The organism is Ramlibacter sp. (assembly GCF_028291745.1).
Taxonomy (GTDB): domain Bacteria; phylum Pseudomonadota; class Gammaproteobacteria; order Burkholderiales; family Burkholderiaceae_C; genus Ramlibacter.
Genome location: NZ_JAQGNQ010000052.1, coordinates 1 through 17428, shown reverse-complemented (window position 1 = coordinate 17428; position 17428 = coordinate 1). Strand labels below are relative to the sequence as shown.

The window sequence follows — 17428 nt, the reverse complement described above, 5'->3', positions numbered from 1 at the left end:
ACGCCCAACGGCTCGCCGAGACCTGCTTCGATGCCATGTGGCGCGGTATCGAAACCGTGCGCCCCGGCACTCACCTGGGCGATATCGGCCATGCGATTCAGGCCTTCGTCGAGGAGCGTGATTATTCCGTCGTGCGCGAATACTGCGGCCATGGCATTGGCCGGATCTATCACGAAGACCCGCAGGTTCTGCACTACGGCGAGCCCGGTACCGGTCTCGAATTGCGGCAGGGAATGACGTTCACCATCGAACCCATGGTGAATGCCGGCAAGCGGCACGTCCGCCTGCTCCCGGACGGCTGGACGGTCATTACCAAGGACCACTCGCTGTCGGCGCAGTGGGAGCACACCGTGCTGGTCACGGAAGATGGCTACCAGGTGCTGACGCTGTCGGCGGGCAGCCCGCCGCCGCCTGCCTTCGTGAAATGACGAATGACTTCGCTGCGCTTGATCACGAATGACAACTGACGGTCATTGGGCATCGAGCGACGCAGCCGCAAAGTCATTGGACATCGGCGAGATCCGCGACAGCTACAAGGCGCGCAAGGCGAAGCTGCTCGAATCCCTGCAAGCCGATGGCGGCTCGACCCGCACCATCAAGGGCCTGTTGCAGGCCCTGTCGCAGACCGCCGACGAGGCGCTGCGCGCGTTGTGGCAATGCGCGGGGCTGCCGGCCGGGGTCGCCCTGGTGGCGGTCGGTGGCTTCGGCCGCGGCGAGCTCTTTCCGTATTCCGATGTCGACGTGCTGCTGCTGCTGCCCGATGGCATCTCGCCCGACCACGACCCCGCGCTCAAGCGCCGGATCGAGAACGTCATCGGCAGCTGCTGGGACGCCAGCCTGGAGATCGGCTCCAGCGTGCGCACGCTGGAGGAATGCATCGCCCAGGCAGCGCGCGACGTCACGGTGCAGACGTCGCTGCTGGAGGCGCGCCTCATCACCGGCTCGCGCAAGCTGTTCACCGCCTTCCAGGAGCGCTTTCGCGCCACCATCGATGCGCGTGCCTTCTTCGTCGCCAAGACGCTGGAGATGCGCCAGCGGCACCACAAGTTCGAGAACACGCCGTACGCGTTGGAGCCGAACTGCAAGGAGTCGCCCGGCGGCCTGCGCGACCTGCAGGTGATCCTGTGGGTGGCCAATGCAGCGGGCTTCGGCCGCAACTGGGACGAGCTTGCCCGCCGCGGCCTGGCGACCGCCTTCGAGGCGCGGCAGATCAAACGCAACGAGGCGCTGCTGTCCACCATCCGCGCGCGGCTGCACGTCGTGGCGCGCCGGCGCGAGGACCGGCTGGTGTTCGACCTGCAGAACGCCGTTGCCGAGTCCTTCGGCTACAAGGCGACCATCCGCACCGACGGCCGCCTGGTGGCACGCGCCAGCGAGCGCCTGATGAAGCGCTATTACTGGGCGGCCAAGGCGGTCGCGCAGCTCAATCAGATCCTGCTGCTGAATATCGAGGAAAGGCTCAACCCCGCGGCCGCCGAGGCGCGCCCGATCAACGAGCGCTTCCTGGAAAAGGCCGGGATGATCGAGGTCGCCAGCGACGACCTGTACCTGAAGAACCCGCAGGCCATCCTCGAAACCTTCCTGCTGTACCAGACCACGCCCGGCATCAAGGGCCTGTCGGCCCGCACGCTGCGCGCGCTGTACAACGCGCGCAAGGTGATGGACGCGAACTTTCGCAACGACCCGGAGAACCACGCGACGTTCCGCGCCATGCTGATGCAGCCGCGCGGCATCACGCACGCCCTGCGATTGATGAACCAGACCTCGGTGCTCGGTCGGTACCTGTGGGTGTTCCGCCGCATCGTCGGCCAGATGCAGCACGACCTGTTCCACGTCTACACCGTGGACCAGCACATCCTGATGGTGCTGCGCAATGTCCGCCGCTTCTTCATGGCGGAACACGCGCACGAGTATCCCTTCTGCTCGCAGCTCGCCGCTGGCTGGGACAAGCCCTACATCCTCTACACGGCGGCGCTGTTCCACGACATCGCCAAGGGCCGGGGCGGCGACCACTCGGACCTCGGCGCGCGCGAGGTCAAGCGCTTCTGCCGCCAGCACAAGATCGACCCCGAGGACTGCAAGCTGATCGAGTTCCTGGTGCGCGAGCACCTGGCCATGAGCCGGGTCGCGCAAAAGGAGGACCTGGGCGATCCGGCGGTGATCCAGGCCTTTGCCGAGCGCGTGGGCAACGAGCGCTCCCTGAAGGCGCTGTACCTGCTGACGGTGGCCGACATCCGCGGCACCAGCCCGAAGGTGTGGAACGCCTGGAAGGGCAAGCTGCTGGAAGACCTGTATCGCTACACGCTGCGCGCGCTGGGCGGCGGCGCGCCCGACCCGAAGGCCGAGGTGGAGGCCCGCAAGCGCGATGCATTGGTGCAATTGCAGTTGTACGCCCTGCCCTTCGAGGCGCACAAGAAGCTGTGGGACACGCTGGACGTCGGCTACTTCATGCGCCACGAGGCCAACGACATCGTCTGGCACACGCGCCATCTCTCGCGCCACGCCGGCACCGCCAAGGTGATCGTGCGCGCGCGCATGTCGCCGGTGGGCGAGGGCCTGCAGATCATGGTCTACACGCCCGACCAGCCGGACCTGTTCGCGCGCATCTGCGGCTACTTCGACCAGGCCGGCTTCAGCATTCTCGACGCCAAGATCCACACGTCCAGCAACGGCTACGCGCTCGATACCTTCCAGGTGGTGACGGCCATGATGCCGGAGCATTACCGCGAGCTGTGCAGCATGACGGAGTCCGAGCTGTGCACCACGATCGCGGCCGCCGGGCCGCTGCCGGCGCCGAGCCGCGGCCGCGTGTCGCGCCGGGTCAGGAGCTTTCCGATCCCGCCGCGGGTGGACCTGCATCCTGACGACAAGGCCGTGCACTGGCTGCTGACCGTGTCGGCCAGCGACCGCGTGGGCCTGCTCTATTCGATCGCCCGCGTGCTGGCCAACCACAAGCTGAACCTGCAGCTCGCCAAGGTCACCACGCTCGGCGAGCGCGTGGAAGACACCTTCCTGATCGACGGCCCGGAGCTGCAGCAGAACAAGCGGCAGCTGGAGATCGAAACGGAATTGCTCGAGGTGATCGCGGCATAGCTCAACGGTTTACGCCAAATTCCTAGCGCTCTTGGAACTTTCCCCCAGGGCCCAGCCGTTAGCATCGCAGAGGGTCCCGCAAGAGGGCCTTTCGTTTACCAGAGGATCTCATGTCGTTGAAGCCTGTCGCCCGCCGCAGCCTGATGCTGCTGGCCCTTGCCGCTGCCCTGCCTGCGTTCGCGCAGAAGCGCGTTCCCGCTGTTGCACCGGCGCCTGCCCTCAACTGGCCGACGCGGCCGGTGCGCATCCTGGTCGGATTTCCGGGCGGCTCCACGCCCGACCTGGTCGCGCGCACCATCGCCGAACCGCTGTCGAAGGCCCTCGGGCAGCCCGTGATCGTGGAGAACAAGGTCGGCGCCGGCGGCAACATCGCGGCCGACCAGGTGGCCAAGGCGACCGACAACCACACCTTCGGCGTGATGATCAACGGCAATCTCACGATCGCCAAGTTGCTGAATCCGGCCACGCCCTACGACCCGCAGAGGGACCTGCAGCCGATCAGCCTGATCGCCACCGCGCCGCTGCTGCTGACGGCACCGGCCAAGGCGCCCGGCAAGGATGCGCAGGAATTCTTCCTGGCCGCCCGCAATGCCGGCAACAAGTGGAGCTACGGCACGCCGGGCGTCGGCACCGTCGGCCACATCGGCATGGAGCTGCTCAAGACCAAGACCAACATCGCCCCGGTGCACGTGCCCTACCCGGGCAACCCGCAGGTGATCCAGGCGATGGTATCCGGCGAGATCCAGCTCGCGCTGCTGCCGCCGGCGCTGGCCGCGCAGCAGATCAAGGCCGGCAAGCTCAAGGCGATCGGCGTGACGTCCGGGACGCGCAGCCCGCTGGTGCCCGACTACCCGAGCCTCGCCGAGCAGGGCGTGCAGGGCTTCCAGCTGGAGATCTGGACGGCGGCCGCGGCGCCCAAGGCCATGCCCAAGCCTATCGTGGACAAGCTGTCGAAACTGATCGCCGAAATCACCCGCCGGCCGGAAGTGCGCCAGCAGCTGTTCCAGCAAGGCTGGCAGACCGCCGGCACCACCGCCGAAGGCCTGGCCAATCGCATGCGCAGCGACACGGCGCTGCTGGGTGGGGTGATCCAGATGCGCGGGATCACGGCGCAGTAAGGCTCGCGACACTGTCAGCAATTGCTCCCTCCCCCTGCGGGGGAGGGTTGGGGTGGGGGCGCTCCGGCCTCGCCAAGTGCCGCAGCGCCCCCATCCCAGCCTTCCCCCGGAGGGGAAGGAGTAACAGCCTCAATCGTCCTGCGCCGGATCCAGTCCCGGAAACAGCACCTCCGTAAACCCGAACCGGCTGAAGTCCCGCACCCGCATCGGATAGAGCTTGCCCACGAGGTGGTCGCATTCGTGCTGCACCACCCGCGCATGAAAGCCCTCGGCCTCACGGGCTATGCGGCCACCGTTCTCGTCGAAGCCGCTGTAGCGGATGCGCCGCCAACGCGGCACCACCGCGCGCAGGCCCGGCACCGAGAGGCAGCCTTCCCAGTCCTCTTCCTCCTCGTCGCCGAGTGGTGTGATCACCGGGTTGAGCAGCACGGTGCGCGGCACCGGCGGCGCGTCGGGATAGCGCGGGCTGGGCGCATCGGCGCCGAAGATCACCAGTTGCAGGTCGACGCCGATCTGCGGCGCGGCCAGGCCGGCGCCGTTGGCGGCGCGCATGGTGTCTTCCATGTCGGCGATCAGCGCCCGCAGTTGCGGAGTGCCGAATTCGGGCACCGGCTGGGCCACGCGCAGCAGCCGGGGGTCGCCCATCTTCAGGATGTCTCTGACGGTCATGGCGTCAGGATAACGTCTCAGCCGGCGAGCAGTTGGCGCAGGCCGTCCTCGTCCAGCACGGCGACGCCCAGCAACTGCGCCTTCTCCAGCTTGCTGCCGGCCTCGGCGCCGGCCACGACGTAATCCGTCTTCTTGCTGACCGAGGCGGCGACCTTGGCGCCGGCCGCTTCCAGCAGTTCCTTGGCCTCGTCGCGCGACAGGGTGGGGAGCGTGCCGGTCAGCACTACGGTCTTGCCGGCCAGCGGCAGCGGCGCCTGCACGGCGGGCTCGCTTTCTTCCCAATGCACGCCGCAGGCCCGCAACTGCTCGATCACCTCGCGGTTGTGCGGCTGCAGGAAAAAGGCGTGGATGCTCTCGGCGACGATCGGGCCGACGTCGGGCACTTGCAGCAACTGCTCCACGCCCGCGTCCATGATTCCATCGAGCTTGCCGAAGTGGCGCGCCAGGTCGCGCGCCGTGGATTCGCCGACGTGGCGGATGCCCAGGCCGTACAGAAAGCGCGGCAAGGTGGTGGACTTCGAAGTCTCCAGCGCGGCCAGCACGTTCTGCGCCGACTTGTCGCCCATGCGCTCCAGCGCCACCAGGTTCGCGAGACCCAGCCGATAGAGATCGGGCAGCGTGCGGATCACGCCGGCATCGACCATCTGGTCGACCAGCTTCTCGCCCAGCCCTTCGATGTCGAGGGCGCGCCGCTGCGCGAAATGCAGGATCGCGTGCTTGCGCTGCGCGCTGCAGAACAGCCCGCCGGTGCAGCGATAGTCGGCCTCGCCTTCCTCGCGCACCGCGGCCGATCCGCACACCGGGCAGATGTGGGGCATGGCAAAGACCGCGGCACCCGGCACGCGCTTCTCGGGCAGCACGGAGACCACTTCCGGGATCACGTCGCCGGCCCGCCGCACGATCACCGTGTCGCCCACGCGCACGTCCTTGCGATGGACCTCGTCCTCGTTGTGCAGCGTGGCGTTGGTGACGGTCACGCCGCCGACGAACACCGGCTGCAGGCGCGCCACCGGCGTGAGCTTGCCGGTGCGGCCGACATAGACGTCGATGGATTCGACCGTGGTCAGCTGCTCCTGCGCCGGGAACTTGTGCGCGACCGCCCAGCGCGGCTCGCGCGTGACGAAGCCCAATTGCTTTTGCAAGGCCAGGCTGTTCACCTTGTAGACCACGCCGTCGATGTCGAAGGGCAACCGGTCGCGGTCCGCGCCCACGCCCTGGTGGTAGGCGATCAGGTCGTCGGCGCCGGTCGCCAGCGTCGTGCGCTCGGAGACGGGGAAGCCCCAGGCCTTGAGCGCCTGCAGCACCTCGAAATGGGTCTGGAAATCGGGACCGCCCTCGATCTCGCCCCAGCCATAGGCAAAGAAGCTCAGGGGCCGCTGCCGCGCAATGGCGGGATCGAGCTGGCGTACCGCGCCGGCCGCGGCGTTGCGCGGATTGACGAAGGTCTTCTCGTTCTTCGCACCGGCGGCGATCTTCCCGCGTTGCGACTCGTTCATGCGCTCGAAGTCGTCGCGGCGCATGAAGACCTCGCCGCGGACTTCGAGGATTGGGGGGATCGCCCTCACCACCGCCCTCTCCCCCAAGCGGGAGAGGGAGTTTTCATGGGCTTGCTGACTTGCTCCCTCTCCCCCTGGCGGGAGAAGGTTCGGGTCAGGCTGGTCCTGACTTGCTCCCTCTCCCGCCTGCGGGAGAGGGTTGGGGTGAGGGTCCCCCAGCCGCAACGGAATCTGCCCGATGGTCCGGATGTTCTGCGTCACATCCTCCCCCACCTCGCCGTCCCCCCGCGTGGCCGCCTGCACCAGCACGCCGTTTTCGTAACGCAGGTTGATCGCCAAACCGTCGAACTTCAGTTCGGCTACGTATTCGACCTGCGGGTCGCCCTCTTTCAGTCCCAGCTCCCGCCGCACGCGCGCATCGAAGTTGCGCGCGCCACTGGCCTCGATGTCGGTCTCGGTGCGGATCGACAGCATGGGCACCTTGTGGCGCACCTTGGCAAAGCCTTCCAGCACCGTGCCGCCCACGCGCTGCGTCGGCGAATCCGGCGTGCGCAGTTCGGGATGCGCCTCCTCCAGCGCCTGCAGTTCCTGGAACAGGCGGTCGTATTCCGCGTCCGGAATTTCAGGCGCGTCGAGCACGTAATAGCGATGCGCGTGGTGGTGCAGCAGCGCCTGCAGTTCCCCGGCGCGCCGACGGCCAGCATCGGCGCGATTCATGAGAACAGCCGCCGCGCCTGCGGCGACCCGGCCGACAAGTCGCGCGCATCCAGCGTGTCGTACAACTGTTCCAGGGAGGCGCCGATCGCGTCCAGCGCTTCGGCGGGAATCACGCGGCCATCGTCGTCGGTGATCAGGCCGTCCATCGAAGCGGCCAGCGCGATCGCCGCATCGCGCATGCGCACGAAGGGCTGCTCGCCGCGCGCCACGTGCGGCACGTCCAGGCTCAGGGTCACCTCGCGGATCGCCGAATGCGAGGGGTCCTCGGCCAGCGCCGCCTGCGTCGAGAACGACAGCACCAGCAGCGGCGGCAGGCCGGGCGCTTCGGCGGGCAGCACCATGCGGCCCGGGATCGCCCCGGCCACGAAGCCCTGGCGCGCCGCGCTCTGCTGCACGTAACCCGGGCTCCACGCGGCATTGCGGGCGCGCAGGGTGAAGCCCAGCTGGGCATCGTGCGATCCCGCGAACTGGTCCAGCTCGCGGGCGCGCGCCACCTCGTCGCGCATCTCGGGAAATTCGGGCGAGCCGTTGATCGCGTCGGCAAACGCCTGGGCCTTCATCACGAACTCGGAATACTCGATCTCGTTGAGCGCACCCTTGCGGTTGGCAAGCTGCACGCCGGCCTGGAACGCGGTGTAGCGCTCCATGGCACGGGGCGTCTCCCACTCCTGCGTCGCCTCGTTGCGGCCTTCGATGGCAAAGGGCTTGCTGCCGGCACGCCGCGTGGGCGGCAAGGCCGCCAGCGCCGCTTCGCCGGACACGGGACCGTCGACTGCAACCGCGGCCAGCACGTCGATCAGGCCGTCGAGCCCGGGTTTTCGCTCGGGCAAGGGCAGCGGCGCGAGGGCGACCTCCTCGTCGAACACCGGCTCGGTGCGCTCGTCCGAAGGGGCGGCCGAGACCGGGATCGTTGCGGGCGCAAGCTCCGGCTGGCGCGGCGTGTTGCGCCGCGTGGTCCAGGCGTTCCACGCCACGATCGCGGCCAGCACCAGCCCGCCGATGATCGCGAGTCCGACCGTCAAGCCCGACATCACACCTCCGCCATCGTCACCGCGGATTCCATGTCCACCGCCACGATCCGCGAGACGCCCTGCTCCTGCATCGTCACCCCGATCAGCTGTTCGGCCATTTCCATCGCGATCTTGTTGTGGCTGATGAAGAGGAACTGCGTTTCCTTGCTCATGCTGCTCACCAGCTTGGCATAGCGCTCGGTGTTGGCGTCGTCCAGCGGCGCGTCCACTTCGTCGAGCAGGCAGAACGGCGCCGGATTCAACTGGAAGATCGCGAACACCAGCGCGATCGCCGTCAGTGCCTTCTCGCCGCCCGAGAGCAGGTGGATGGTCTGATTCTTCTTGCCGGGCGGCTGCGCCATCACCTGCACGCCGGAGTCGAGGATCTCCTCGCCCGTCATCACCAGCCTGGCGTTGCCGCCGCCGAACAGCTCGGGGAACATGCGCCCGAAATGCTCGTTGACGCTGTTGAAGGTGCTGCCCAGCAGCTCGCGCGTCTCGCCGTCGATCTTGCGGATGGCGTCTTCGAGCGTCGTCATCGCCTCGACCAGGTCCTTGGTCTGGGCGTCGAGGAATTGCTTGCGCTCGCGCGCCGTGCTCAGTTCTTCCAGGGCCGCCAGGTTGACCGCGCCGAGGGCCGCGATCTCGCGGTGGAGGCGGTCGATCTCGGACTGCATGCCGGCCAGGCGCACAGTGCCCTCCTGCACCGACTTGCCCACCGCTTCCAGGTCTGCCTGCGCATCGGCCAGCAATTGCGCGTACTGCTCCAGGCCCAGGCGCGCGGCCTGCTCCTTCAGCTGGAACTCGGTGATGCGCTGGCGCAGCGGCTCGAGCTCGCGTTCCAGTTGCAGGCGGCGCTCGTCGCTCGCGCGCAGCCGGGCGGTCAGGTCGTCGTATTCGCTGCGGCGCGCGCCCAGCACCTGTTCGCGCTGCGCTTTCAGCTCCAGCGCCGCTTGCAGGCCGGCCTGGGCGGCGGCGTCGGTCAGGCGCGCCAGTTCGGTCTCGGCGCGCTCCAGTTCGGCCGCGATGGAGGTGGTCTGCTGGGTGGCCGTCTCGATGGCCCGCTGCAGTTCGCCGCGCCGGGCCAGCAGCGCGCGCTGCGAGAAGGTGGCTTCCTGCGCCTGTCGTTCCAGGCTGCGGTGCTGCTCGCGCGACTCGGCCAGCTTGCGCTCGAACTCGATCACGCGCTCGTCCAGCTGGGCATGGCGCTCCTGGCTGTCGGCCAGCTGCATGTCCAGTTCCTCGAAGCGCCCTTCGGCGGCGACGCGCTTCTCCTGCAGTTCCTCGAGCAGCGCATCGACTTCGGCCAGGTCGCTGTCGATCTGCTCGCTGCGCGCGCGGGTCTGTTCCGCCAGCTGGGTGAGGCGCAGGGTCTCCACCTGCAGCTCGTGCGCGCGGGACTGGCTTTCGGTGCTTTCGCGGCGGGCGCCCGCCAGCCGCTGCGAGGCGTCGCTGTAGGCGGCTTCGGCACGCACCAGGGCGGACCGCGCTTCCTCGGCGATCAATGCTTGCGCGCGCAACTGCTTTTCCAGGTTCTCGATTTCCTGCTGGCGCGCCAGCAGGCCGGCCTGTTCGCTGTCCTGCGCATAGAAGCTGACGCTGTGGGCCGTGACGGCGTGGCCGGACTTCACGTAGATCGCTTCGCCGGCCTGCAGCTGCTCGCGCGCGGCGAGCGCATCTTCCAGCGTGCCCGCGGTGTAGCAGCCATGGAGCCAGTCGACCAGCAACGCCTTCTGGCCGGCGTCGTTCAGGCGCAGCAGGTCGGCCAGGCGCGGCAATGCCGCGGCCGCTTCGGGTGCGCCGACCGCGGGTGCGTGATAGAAGGCCAGCCGCGCGGGCGGCGCGTCGCTCGCGAAGGCGCGCACCATCTCCAGCCGCGACACCTCCAGCGAATTCAGGCGCTCGCGCAGCGCCGCTTCCAGCGCGTTCTCCCAGCCCTGCTCGATGTGGATGCGGGTCCACAGGCCTTGCAGGCCCGAGAGGCCATGCCTGGCCAGCCACGGCTGCAGCTTGCCATCGGTGCGCACCTTCTCCTGCAGGGCCTTGACGGCCTCCATGCGCGCGGACAACTCCGCCTGCCTGGCACCCTGCGTATTGACGTCCTGCTGTCGCGCGCGCCGGTCTTCATCCAGCACCGGCACCTGTTCCTGCAATTCGTGCAGGCGGGCATGGGCGGTCTCGGCGCTTTCCTGCGCGGCGGCAAGTTGCGATTGGAGGGTGGCCAGGCGCTGTTCGTCGGGCGCGGCCAGCGCATTGCGGTCGGTCACCAGCCGTTCGCGCCGCAGGTTGAGCTGGCGCGACTGGTCCTCGATGTTGCGCTGGTCGGCGGCCAGCACCTGGATCTGCTGCTGCACCTGGTTGACGGCGCCGCGCTGCTGCAGCGACTTGCCCTGCGCCTGCCGCAGCGCCTCTTCGAGGTCGGGCAGTTGCAGGCCCTGCTCCTCGACCTGCGCGGCCAGCAGCGTGGCCTTTTCCTCGGCTTCGAAGGCCTGCTCGCCCAGCGTCTCGGTCTCCGCCTCGGCCTGCTCCTTGCGGGCGGCCCATTGCGCGGTCTGCTCCTTCAATTGCACCAGGCGCTGTTCCACGCGCTGGCGGCCTTCGACCACGAAGCGGATCTCGGCTTCCAGCCGGCCCACCTCGGCGCTGGCTTCATAGAGCTGGCCCTGCGACTGGTTCACCTGGTCGCCGGCCGCGTAGTGCGCCTGGCGGATGGTCTCGAGTTCGCTCTCGATGCGGCGCAGGTCGGCGATGCGCGCTTCCAGGTCGTTGCGCGCCTTGCCCGCATCGGCCTGGATGCGCGCCTGGTCGGCTTCGGCCTCCGCCCGCTTCAAGAACCACAGCTGGTGCTGTTTCAGCGTGGCGTCGGACTGCAGCCCGTTGTAGCGCGCGGCCACCTCCGCCTGTTTCTCCAGTTTCTCGAGGTTGCTGTTCAACTCGCGCAGGATGTCTTCCACCCGCGTGAGGTTTTCGCGCGTGTCGTGCAGCCGGTTCTCGGTCTCGCGCCGGCGCTCCTTGTACTTGGAGACGCCCGCCGCCTCTTCCAGGAACAGGCGCAGTTCCTCGGGCTTGGACTCGATGATCCGGCTGATCGTGCCCTGGCCGATGATGGCGTACGCCCGCGGCCCGAGCCCGGTGCCCAGGAACACGTCCTGGATGTCGCGCCGCCGCACCGGCTGGTTGTTGATGTAGTAGCTGGAGGTGCCGTCGCGCGTCAGCACGCGCTTGACGGCGATCTCGGCGAACTGGGCCCATTGCCCGCCGGCGCGGTGGTCGGGGTTGTCGAAGACCAGTTCGACCGAGGAGCGCGAGGCCGGCTTGCGGGTGTTGGTGCCGTTGAAGATCACGTCCTGCATCGACTCGCCGCGCAGTTCGCTCGCCTTGCTTTCACCCAGCACCCAGCGCACGGCGTCCATGATGTTGGACTTGCCGCAACCGTTGGGACCGACCACGCCCACGAGCTGGCCGGGCAGCAGGAAATTGGTAGGGTCCGCGAACGACTTGAATCCGGAAAGCTTGATCGATGTGAGACGCACGGTCCCTCGCCCCTGTCGCTGAATGAGAACGCCGGCTGCGAGCCGGCGTTGAACCGGCTGCAGGCCGGAGGCGCCCGGATGATAACCGGTGGGCCGAGTCGCCTCCGGGACGGCACAAGTTTACGGTTGGGTTGGCGCGTTGCAACGAATGGCTGACTCTGCGCCATTCACCTAAGCATTTGCCCTACTATCGCTTCTGCCCCGTGTAAGCGAATGTGAGAAGTTCGCAGAACCCACACCTAGCGCAAGGAAGCAGTCCCATGAATCCCGTTGTCCAGACCAGCTACCAGCTGGGCTTCATCGCCATCTCCTTTGGCATTTCCGTGCTCGGCGCCTTCGTTGCGCTGAACGCCGCGAGCCGCATCCGCGGCTTCAACGGCCGGATCAGCTGGCTCAACACGATCTGCGCCGGGATTGCACTGGGCGGCATCGGCGTGTGGTCCATGCACTTCATCGGCATGCTGGCCCTGAAGATGGACATGGCCACCAGCTACGGCATGATCGAGACCCTGATCTCGCTGGTCGCGGCCATCGCGGCCACCTCGCTGGCGCTGGCCTTCGTCTCCAAGGGGCCGGACAAGCCTGGCCGAATCATGGGTGCCGGCTTCCTGCTGGGCCTGGGCGTGGTCGTCATGCACTACCTGGGCATGTACGGCATGAAGTTCGGTGGCTTCATCCAGTGGGACTTCGGCGTGGTCGGCATCTCTGCCGTGATCGCCGTGGTCGCCGCCACCGCCGCCCTGTGGCTGGCCTTCAACATGCCGACGCTCAAGCTGCGCGCCGCCGCCTCCGTGCTGATGGGCGTGGCTGTCTGCTCGATGCACTATACGGGCATGCACGCGGCCGAGTTCATCTGCACCACGGCCAACCGCGTGGCGCAGCCGCAAGGCTTCGGCTACATCAGCTCGATGGACCTGCCCTCGATGGTCGCAACCGTTGCGCTGGCCATGGCCGCGCTGATTTCCGTCGACCAGGCCTTCCAGAGCGCGGGCAACGCCGCCCGCCGACGCGTGGCGCAGAACGCCGCCGCCGGCAGCCGCATCAAGGCCCGCTGACGCGACAAGCCAGCCGCGCCCGGCAATCCTGGGCGGGCTGGCGTGGCACAAGGAGGCATGGAAGGCAAGGTCCTGATCGGTGTCTCCGGCTGGCGCTACACGCCCTGGCGCGGCCATTTCTATCCCAAGGGGCTGGCGCAGTGGCGCGAGCTGCAGCACGCCTCGCGCGTGTTCCCCTCGCTGGAGCTCAATGGCTCCTTCTATTCGTTGCAGCACCCCTCCAGCTATGCGATGTGGGCGGAGCACACGCCGCCCGGCTTCGTCTTTGCCATCAAGGGCAGCCGCTACATCACGCACATGCTGAAGCTGCGCAACATCGACGCGGCGCTGGCCAACTTCTTCGCCTCGGGCCTGTTCGAGCTCGGCGACAAGCTCGGCCCCATCCTGTGGCAGTTCCCGCCGATGCTGCGGTTCAACCCCGAGGTCTTCGAGGCGTTCTTCCAGATGCTGCCGCAGACCACGCACGAGGCGGCGCGCATCGCCTGCGGGCATGACCAGCGGCTGGAGGGCCGCTCCTGCCTGCTGCCGGGACGCAATCGCCGCATGCGGCATGCGGTGGAAGTGCGGCACGAGAGCTTCGTCACGCCCGACTTCATCAAGCTGCTGCGGAAATACCGCATCGCCTGGGTCGTGGCCGACACGCCCAAGCCGTGGCCGCTGTACGAGGACGTCACCGCGGACTTCGTCTACATGCGGCTGCACGGTTCCACCGAGTTGTACAACAGCAGCTACACCACGGAGGAACTCGAGCGCTGGGCGCGCTGCATGGATGCCTGGCGCCATGGCGACGAGCCCGAGGACGCACGGCTGATCTGCCCGACCCGTGCCCGCGCCCGGGCGAGCCGGGATGTCTACTGCTACTTCGACAACACCGACAAGCGCCATGCGCCGGAGAATGCGCGGGAGCTGATGGCGATGCTGGATTTGTCGTACGCGCCGGAACCGGCGATGTAGGTGATGCGGTAGGGTGGGATGCGCGCAGCGCACACCACCGCGACCTTGGTGGTGTGCGCTGCGCGCATCCCACCCTACACGGCCCCCGCCTCAGCTTGCAGCCGCCGATGCATCACTGCAAACCACATGGGCGGCACGGCAGCCATCAGGATGCACCCCGCATACCCCGTGGGCAGCTGCGGCCCGGGCAGGGCCTGCAGCTGCGGAAACGCTTTCCACGCCTGCATGTGGTGGTCCGAATGGCGTTGCAGGTTGGCCAGCAGGCTGTTGGAGATCACGTGGTCGGCGTTCCAGGCATGCGCCTGGCCGAAGGGCTCGGGCCGGCCGTCCGGCTGCGCGCGGCGCTGCAGGCCGTAGTGCTCGATGTAATTCACCGTCTCCAGCAGCCACACCGCAAACGCGGACTGCAGCAGCCAGAACGCCAGCATCTTGCTGCCGCCGAGCGTCGCCAGCACGAGGAAGAAAGCCAGACCGGCCGCCGTCCACCAGGCGAGCGGACTTTGCCACCACGACCTGCGCCGCTGCGCGAGCCGCACGACCTCCAGCTGCCAGGCACTGCGCAGGCTGCCGGCAAGCGTGCGGGGCAGGAAGCGCCACAGCGACTCACCCGCCCGCGCCGAAGCCGGATCGTCCCAGGTGGCGGCGCGCACGTGGTGCCCGCGGTAATGTTCGACCATGAACTGCGGATAGGCGACGCTGCCCATGAGGATCCAGGCCAGCGCGCGATCACCACGCCGGCGGCTGTGCCCCAGTTCGTGCGCATAGGTGATGCCCTGCGCGCCGGTGACGAAGCCGACGGCGAAGGCCAGCCCGAACACCGTCGTCCAGTCCACCCGGGAGGCGGTGGCCAGGCCCGCCGCGATCAGCACCACTTGCAGCGGGACGTAAGCGCGCAGCAGCCACGGCAGGGGCGAGCCGGGGCCGGACGCTGCCGGGGAGCGCGCGAGCGCCGGCCACAGCGCTTCGAGCGCAGCGACACCCCACCAGACGAGAAGAGCGCCCAGGGCCGCGGTGTGCGGACGCACCAGCACGGCCTGCAGCGTGCTGGCCGGCAGCAGCACGCCGAGCAGGAATCGCAGGTCCGTCATGCGCATGGTCGCTTGCATGGCGGCATTGGACGGCCGCCCGGCGGCAGCCGTCAATGCCGGCCGGGGATAATCGGAGAATGAATCCCCTGCTGTCCCGCCTGCAACCCTACCCTTTCGAGCGGCTGCGGCAACTGTTCGCGGGCGTCACGCCCAACCCCGCCCTGCGCCCCATCAGCCTGGGCATCGGCGAGCCCAGGCATCCCACGCCGGCCTTCATCAAGCGGGCGCTGGCGGACGCGATGGAGATCCCGGGCAGCGATCTTTCCGGCTACCCGCCCACGGCCGGCACGCCGCAGTTGCGCGCCTCCTTTGCCGGCTGGCTGCAGCACCGCTACGGGCTGGCCGTGGATGCGGCCACGCAGGTCCTGCCGGTCAACGGCTCGCGCGAAGCCCTGTTTGCCTTCGCGCAGACCGTGATCGATCCCACGAAACCGGCGGTGGTGGTGTGCCCGAATCCCTTCTACCAGATCTACGAGGGCGCGGCCCTGCTGGCAGGCGCCGAGCCGTATTACGCGCCCAGCGATCCCGCGCGCAATTTCGCCGTAGACTGGGACAGCGTGCCCGCGTCTACCTGGGCCCAGACGCAATTGATCTTCGTCTGCTCCCCGGGCAATCCGACCGGCGCGGTGATGCCGCTCGCCGAATGGAAGAAGCTGTTCGAGCTGCAGGACCGGCACGGCTTCATCATTGCCTCGGACGAGTGCTACAGCGAGATCTACTTCCGTGACGAGCCGCCCCTGGGCGGACTCGAAGCGGCGGCGAAGCTCGGACGCAGCGACTTCCGCAAGCTGGTCGCCTTCACCAGCCTTTCCAAGCGCAGCAACGTGCCGGGCATGCGCAGCGGCTTCGTGGCGGGCGATGCGGCCCTGATCAAGCAGTTCCTGCTCTATCGCACCTATCACGGCAGTGCGATGAGCCCGATCGTGCAGGCCGCCAGCATCGCCGCCTGGAGCGACGAGGCGCACGTGGTGGACAACCGCGACCAGTACCGCCGCAAGTTCGCCGAGGTCACGCCGCTGCTGGAAAAAGTTCTCGACGTGCGCCTGCCCGATGCCGGTTTCTACCTCTGGGCGGGCGTGCGTGGAAGCGACACCGCGTTCGCCCGCGACCTGCTGGCTCAATACAATGTGACCGTGCTGCCGGGCAGCTACCTGGCGCGCGAAGCCGGTGGCGGCAATCCCGGTACCGGCCGCGTGCGCATGGCCCTGGTGGCCGATACCGCCGAATGCCTGGAAGCCGCCGGGCGCATCGTGCAGTTCGTCCAGTCCCGATAAATCCTTCCCGATCCGATTCCCCCATGACCGACACCCTCCAGCAGCTCCGCCAGATCATCGACACCGCGTGGGACAACCGCGCCAGCCTGTCGGCGCAGTCCGCGCCAAGGGAGGTGAGCGATGCGGTCGAACACGTGATCGCGGACCTGAACGTGGGCAAGCTGCGCGTGGCCACCCGCGAGGGCGTGGGCCAGTGGACCGTGCACCAGTGGATCAAGAAGGCGGTGCTGCTGTCCTTCCGCCTGAAGGACAACGTGATCATGAAGGCCGGCGAGCTGGCCTTCTTCGACAAGGTGCCGACCAAGTTCGCGCACCTCACGCCCGAGGAAATGGCCGCCACCGGCGTACGCGTGGTGCCGCCCGCGGTGGCCCGCCGCGGCAGCTTCATCGCCAAGGGCGCGATCCTGATGCCCAGCTACGTGAACATCGGCGCCTACGTCGATGAAGGCACGATGGTCGACACCTGGGCCACCGTCGGTTCCTGCGCCCAGGTGGGCAAGAACGTGCACCTCTCCGGCGGCGTGGGCCTGGGCGGCGTGCTGGAGCCGCTGCAGGCGAACCCGACGATCATCGAGGACAACTGCTTCATCGGCGCCCGCTCGGAGATCGTCGAGGGCGTGATCGTGGAAGAGAACTCGGTGGTGTCGATGGGCGTGTACATCGGCCAGAGCACGCCGATCTACGACCGCACCACCGGCGAAACGCTGTACGGCCGCGTGCCTGCCGGCTCGGTCGTGATCTCGGGCAGCCTGCCCAAGGACGGCGGCAGGTACAACCTGTACGCGGCCATCATCGTGAAGAAGGTCGATGCGAAGACGCGGTCGACCACCAGCCTGAACGACCTGCTGCGCGATTGAGCGGCTCGTTCTGACGGAGTAAAGCATGGGGACGATGGAGCGCATCCTGCGCCTGATGGCCGACAAGAAGGCCTCGGACGTGTACCTGTCGGCCAATGCGCCGGCAATGATCAAGATCAACGGCCAGGCCGTGCCGATCAACAACCAGCTGCTGCCGGCCGACGCCACCCGCGCGCTGCTGGCCGAAGTGCTGCCGGCGCATCGCATGGAGGAACTCGACACCTCCGGCGAGCTGAACATGGCTTATGCGATCGAGGGCGCGGGCAACTTCCGCTTCTCGGCGATGCGCCAGCGCGGGAGCATCGCGGCGGTGATCCGCTACATCGCCAGCGAGATCCCGCCGCTCGCGTCGCTGCAGGTGCCCATGATCCTGGCGGACCTGATCATGGAAAAGCGCGGCCTGCTGCTGATGGTGGGCTCCACCGGCGCCGGCAAGAGTACGACGCTGGCGTCCATGATGGACCACCGCAACGAGAGCACGACCGGCCACATCCTGACCATCGAGGATCCGGTGGAATTCATCTTCCGGAACAAGAAGTGCGTGGTGAACCAGCGCGAGGTGGG

General features: G+C 68.0%; 13 protein-coding genes. 8 read left to right on the top strand and 5 right to left on the bottom strand.

Features of this window, described 5'->3' with window-relative positions; translation table 11 throughout:
- The 3 genes from JWP60_RS08165 to JWP60_RS08155 all read left to right on the top strand — a co-directional run.
- On the top strand, positions 1-428 hold a 428-nt coding region (locus tag JWP60_RS08165; protein ID WP_299788981.1), incomplete at its 5' end, for a M24 family metallopeptidase.
- A 28-nt stretch (positions 429-456) separates the two neighbouring features.
- Positions 457-3093: a [protein-PII] uridylyltransferase gene (locus JWP60_RS08160; RefSeq protein ID WP_299788978.1), complete on the top strand. Its 2637-nt coding sequence runs from the start codon at positions 457-459 to the stop codon at positions 3091-3093.
- Between the two features lie 110 nt (positions 3094-3203).
- Positions 3204-4211 (top strand): tripartite tricarboxylate transporter substrate binding protein, encoded by a 1008-nt coding sequence (locus JWP60_RS08155; RefSeq protein WP_299788975.1) that lies wholly within the window; start codon positions 3204-3206, stop codon positions 4209-4211.
- A gap of 129 nt (positions 4212-4340) precedes the next feature.
- Here the strand turns inward: JWP60_RS08155 and def are convergent, their stop codons facing one another.
- From def to smc, 4 genes are read right to left on the bottom strand one after another with little or no spacing between them, the layout of a single operon-like run.
- A complete protein-coding gene (def, locus tag JWP60_RS08150) occupies positions 4341-4880 on the bottom strand; it encodes a peptide deformylase (protein WP_299788972.1) in 540 nt (179 codons plus the stop codon).
- Positions 4881-4897: 17 nt separating this feature from the next.
- Positions 4898-7093: an NAD-dependent DNA ligase LigA gene (ligA, locus tag JWP60_RS08145; protein WP_299788969.1), complete on the bottom strand. Its 2196-nt coding sequence runs from the start codon at positions 7091-7093 to the stop codon at positions 4898-4900.
- Positions 7090-8124, bottom strand: coding sequence for a cell division protein ZipA C-terminal FtsZ-binding domain-containing protein (locus tag JWP60_RS08140; protein ID WP_299788967.1), 1035 nt, complete (start codon positions 8122-8124; stop codon positions 7090-7092). Before JWP60_RS08140 ends, ligA begins: the two co-directional genes overlap by 4 nt.
- Positions 8124-11636: a chromosome segregation protein SMC gene (smc, locus tag JWP60_RS08135; RefSeq protein ID WP_299788964.1), complete on the bottom strand. Its 3513-nt coding sequence runs from the start codon at positions 11634-11636 to the stop codon at positions 8124-8126. Before smc ends, JWP60_RS08140 begins: the two co-directional genes overlap by 1 nt.
- A 260-nt stretch (positions 11637-11896) precedes the next feature.
- Between smc and JWP60_RS08130 the strand changes: the two genes are divergently transcribed.
- Entirely contained in the window at positions 11897-12691 is a 795-nt protein-coding gene (locus tag JWP60_RS08130) for an MHYT domain-containing protein (protein ID WP_299788961.1), read from the top strand.
- A 57-nt stretch (positions 12692-12748) separates the two neighbouring features.
- Positions 12749-13645, top strand: a complete 897-nt coding sequence (locus JWP60_RS08125; protein ID WP_299788958.1) for a DUF72 domain-containing protein — start codon at positions 12749-12751, stop codon at positions 13643-13645.
- Between the two features lie 74 nt (positions 13646-13719).
- Here JWP60_RS08125 and JWP60_RS08120 read toward each other — a convergent pair whose 3' ends face one another.
- Positions 13720-14751 (bottom strand): alkane 1-monooxygenase, encoded by a 1032-nt coding sequence (locus tag JWP60_RS08120; protein WP_299788955.1) that lies wholly within the window; start codon positions 14749-14751, stop codon positions 13720-13722.
- Positions 14752-14810: 59 nt separating this feature from the next.
- On the opposite strand from JWP60_RS08120, the gene dapC reads away from it, so the two are divergent.
- From dapC to JWP60_RS08105, 3 genes are all read left to right on the top strand, one after another.
- Positions 14811-16007: a succinyldiaminopimelate transaminase gene (dapC, locus tag JWP60_RS08115; protein WP_299788952.1), complete on the top strand. Its 1197-nt coding sequence runs from the start codon at positions 14811-14813 to the stop codon at positions 16005-16007.
- Positions 16008-16030: 23 nt separating this feature from the next.
- Positions 16031-16864, top strand: coding sequence for a 2,3,4,5-tetrahydropyridine-2,6-dicarboxylate N-succinyltransferase (gene dapD / locus JWP60_RS08110; RefSeq protein WP_299788949.1), 834 nt, complete (start codon positions 16031-16033; stop codon positions 16862-16864).
- 25 nt (positions 16865-16889) lie between these two features.
- A partial coding sequence (locus JWP60_RS08105; protein WP_299788946.1) for an ATPase, T2SS/T4P/T4SS family occupies positions 16890-17428 on the top strand: 539 nt, incomplete at its 3' end.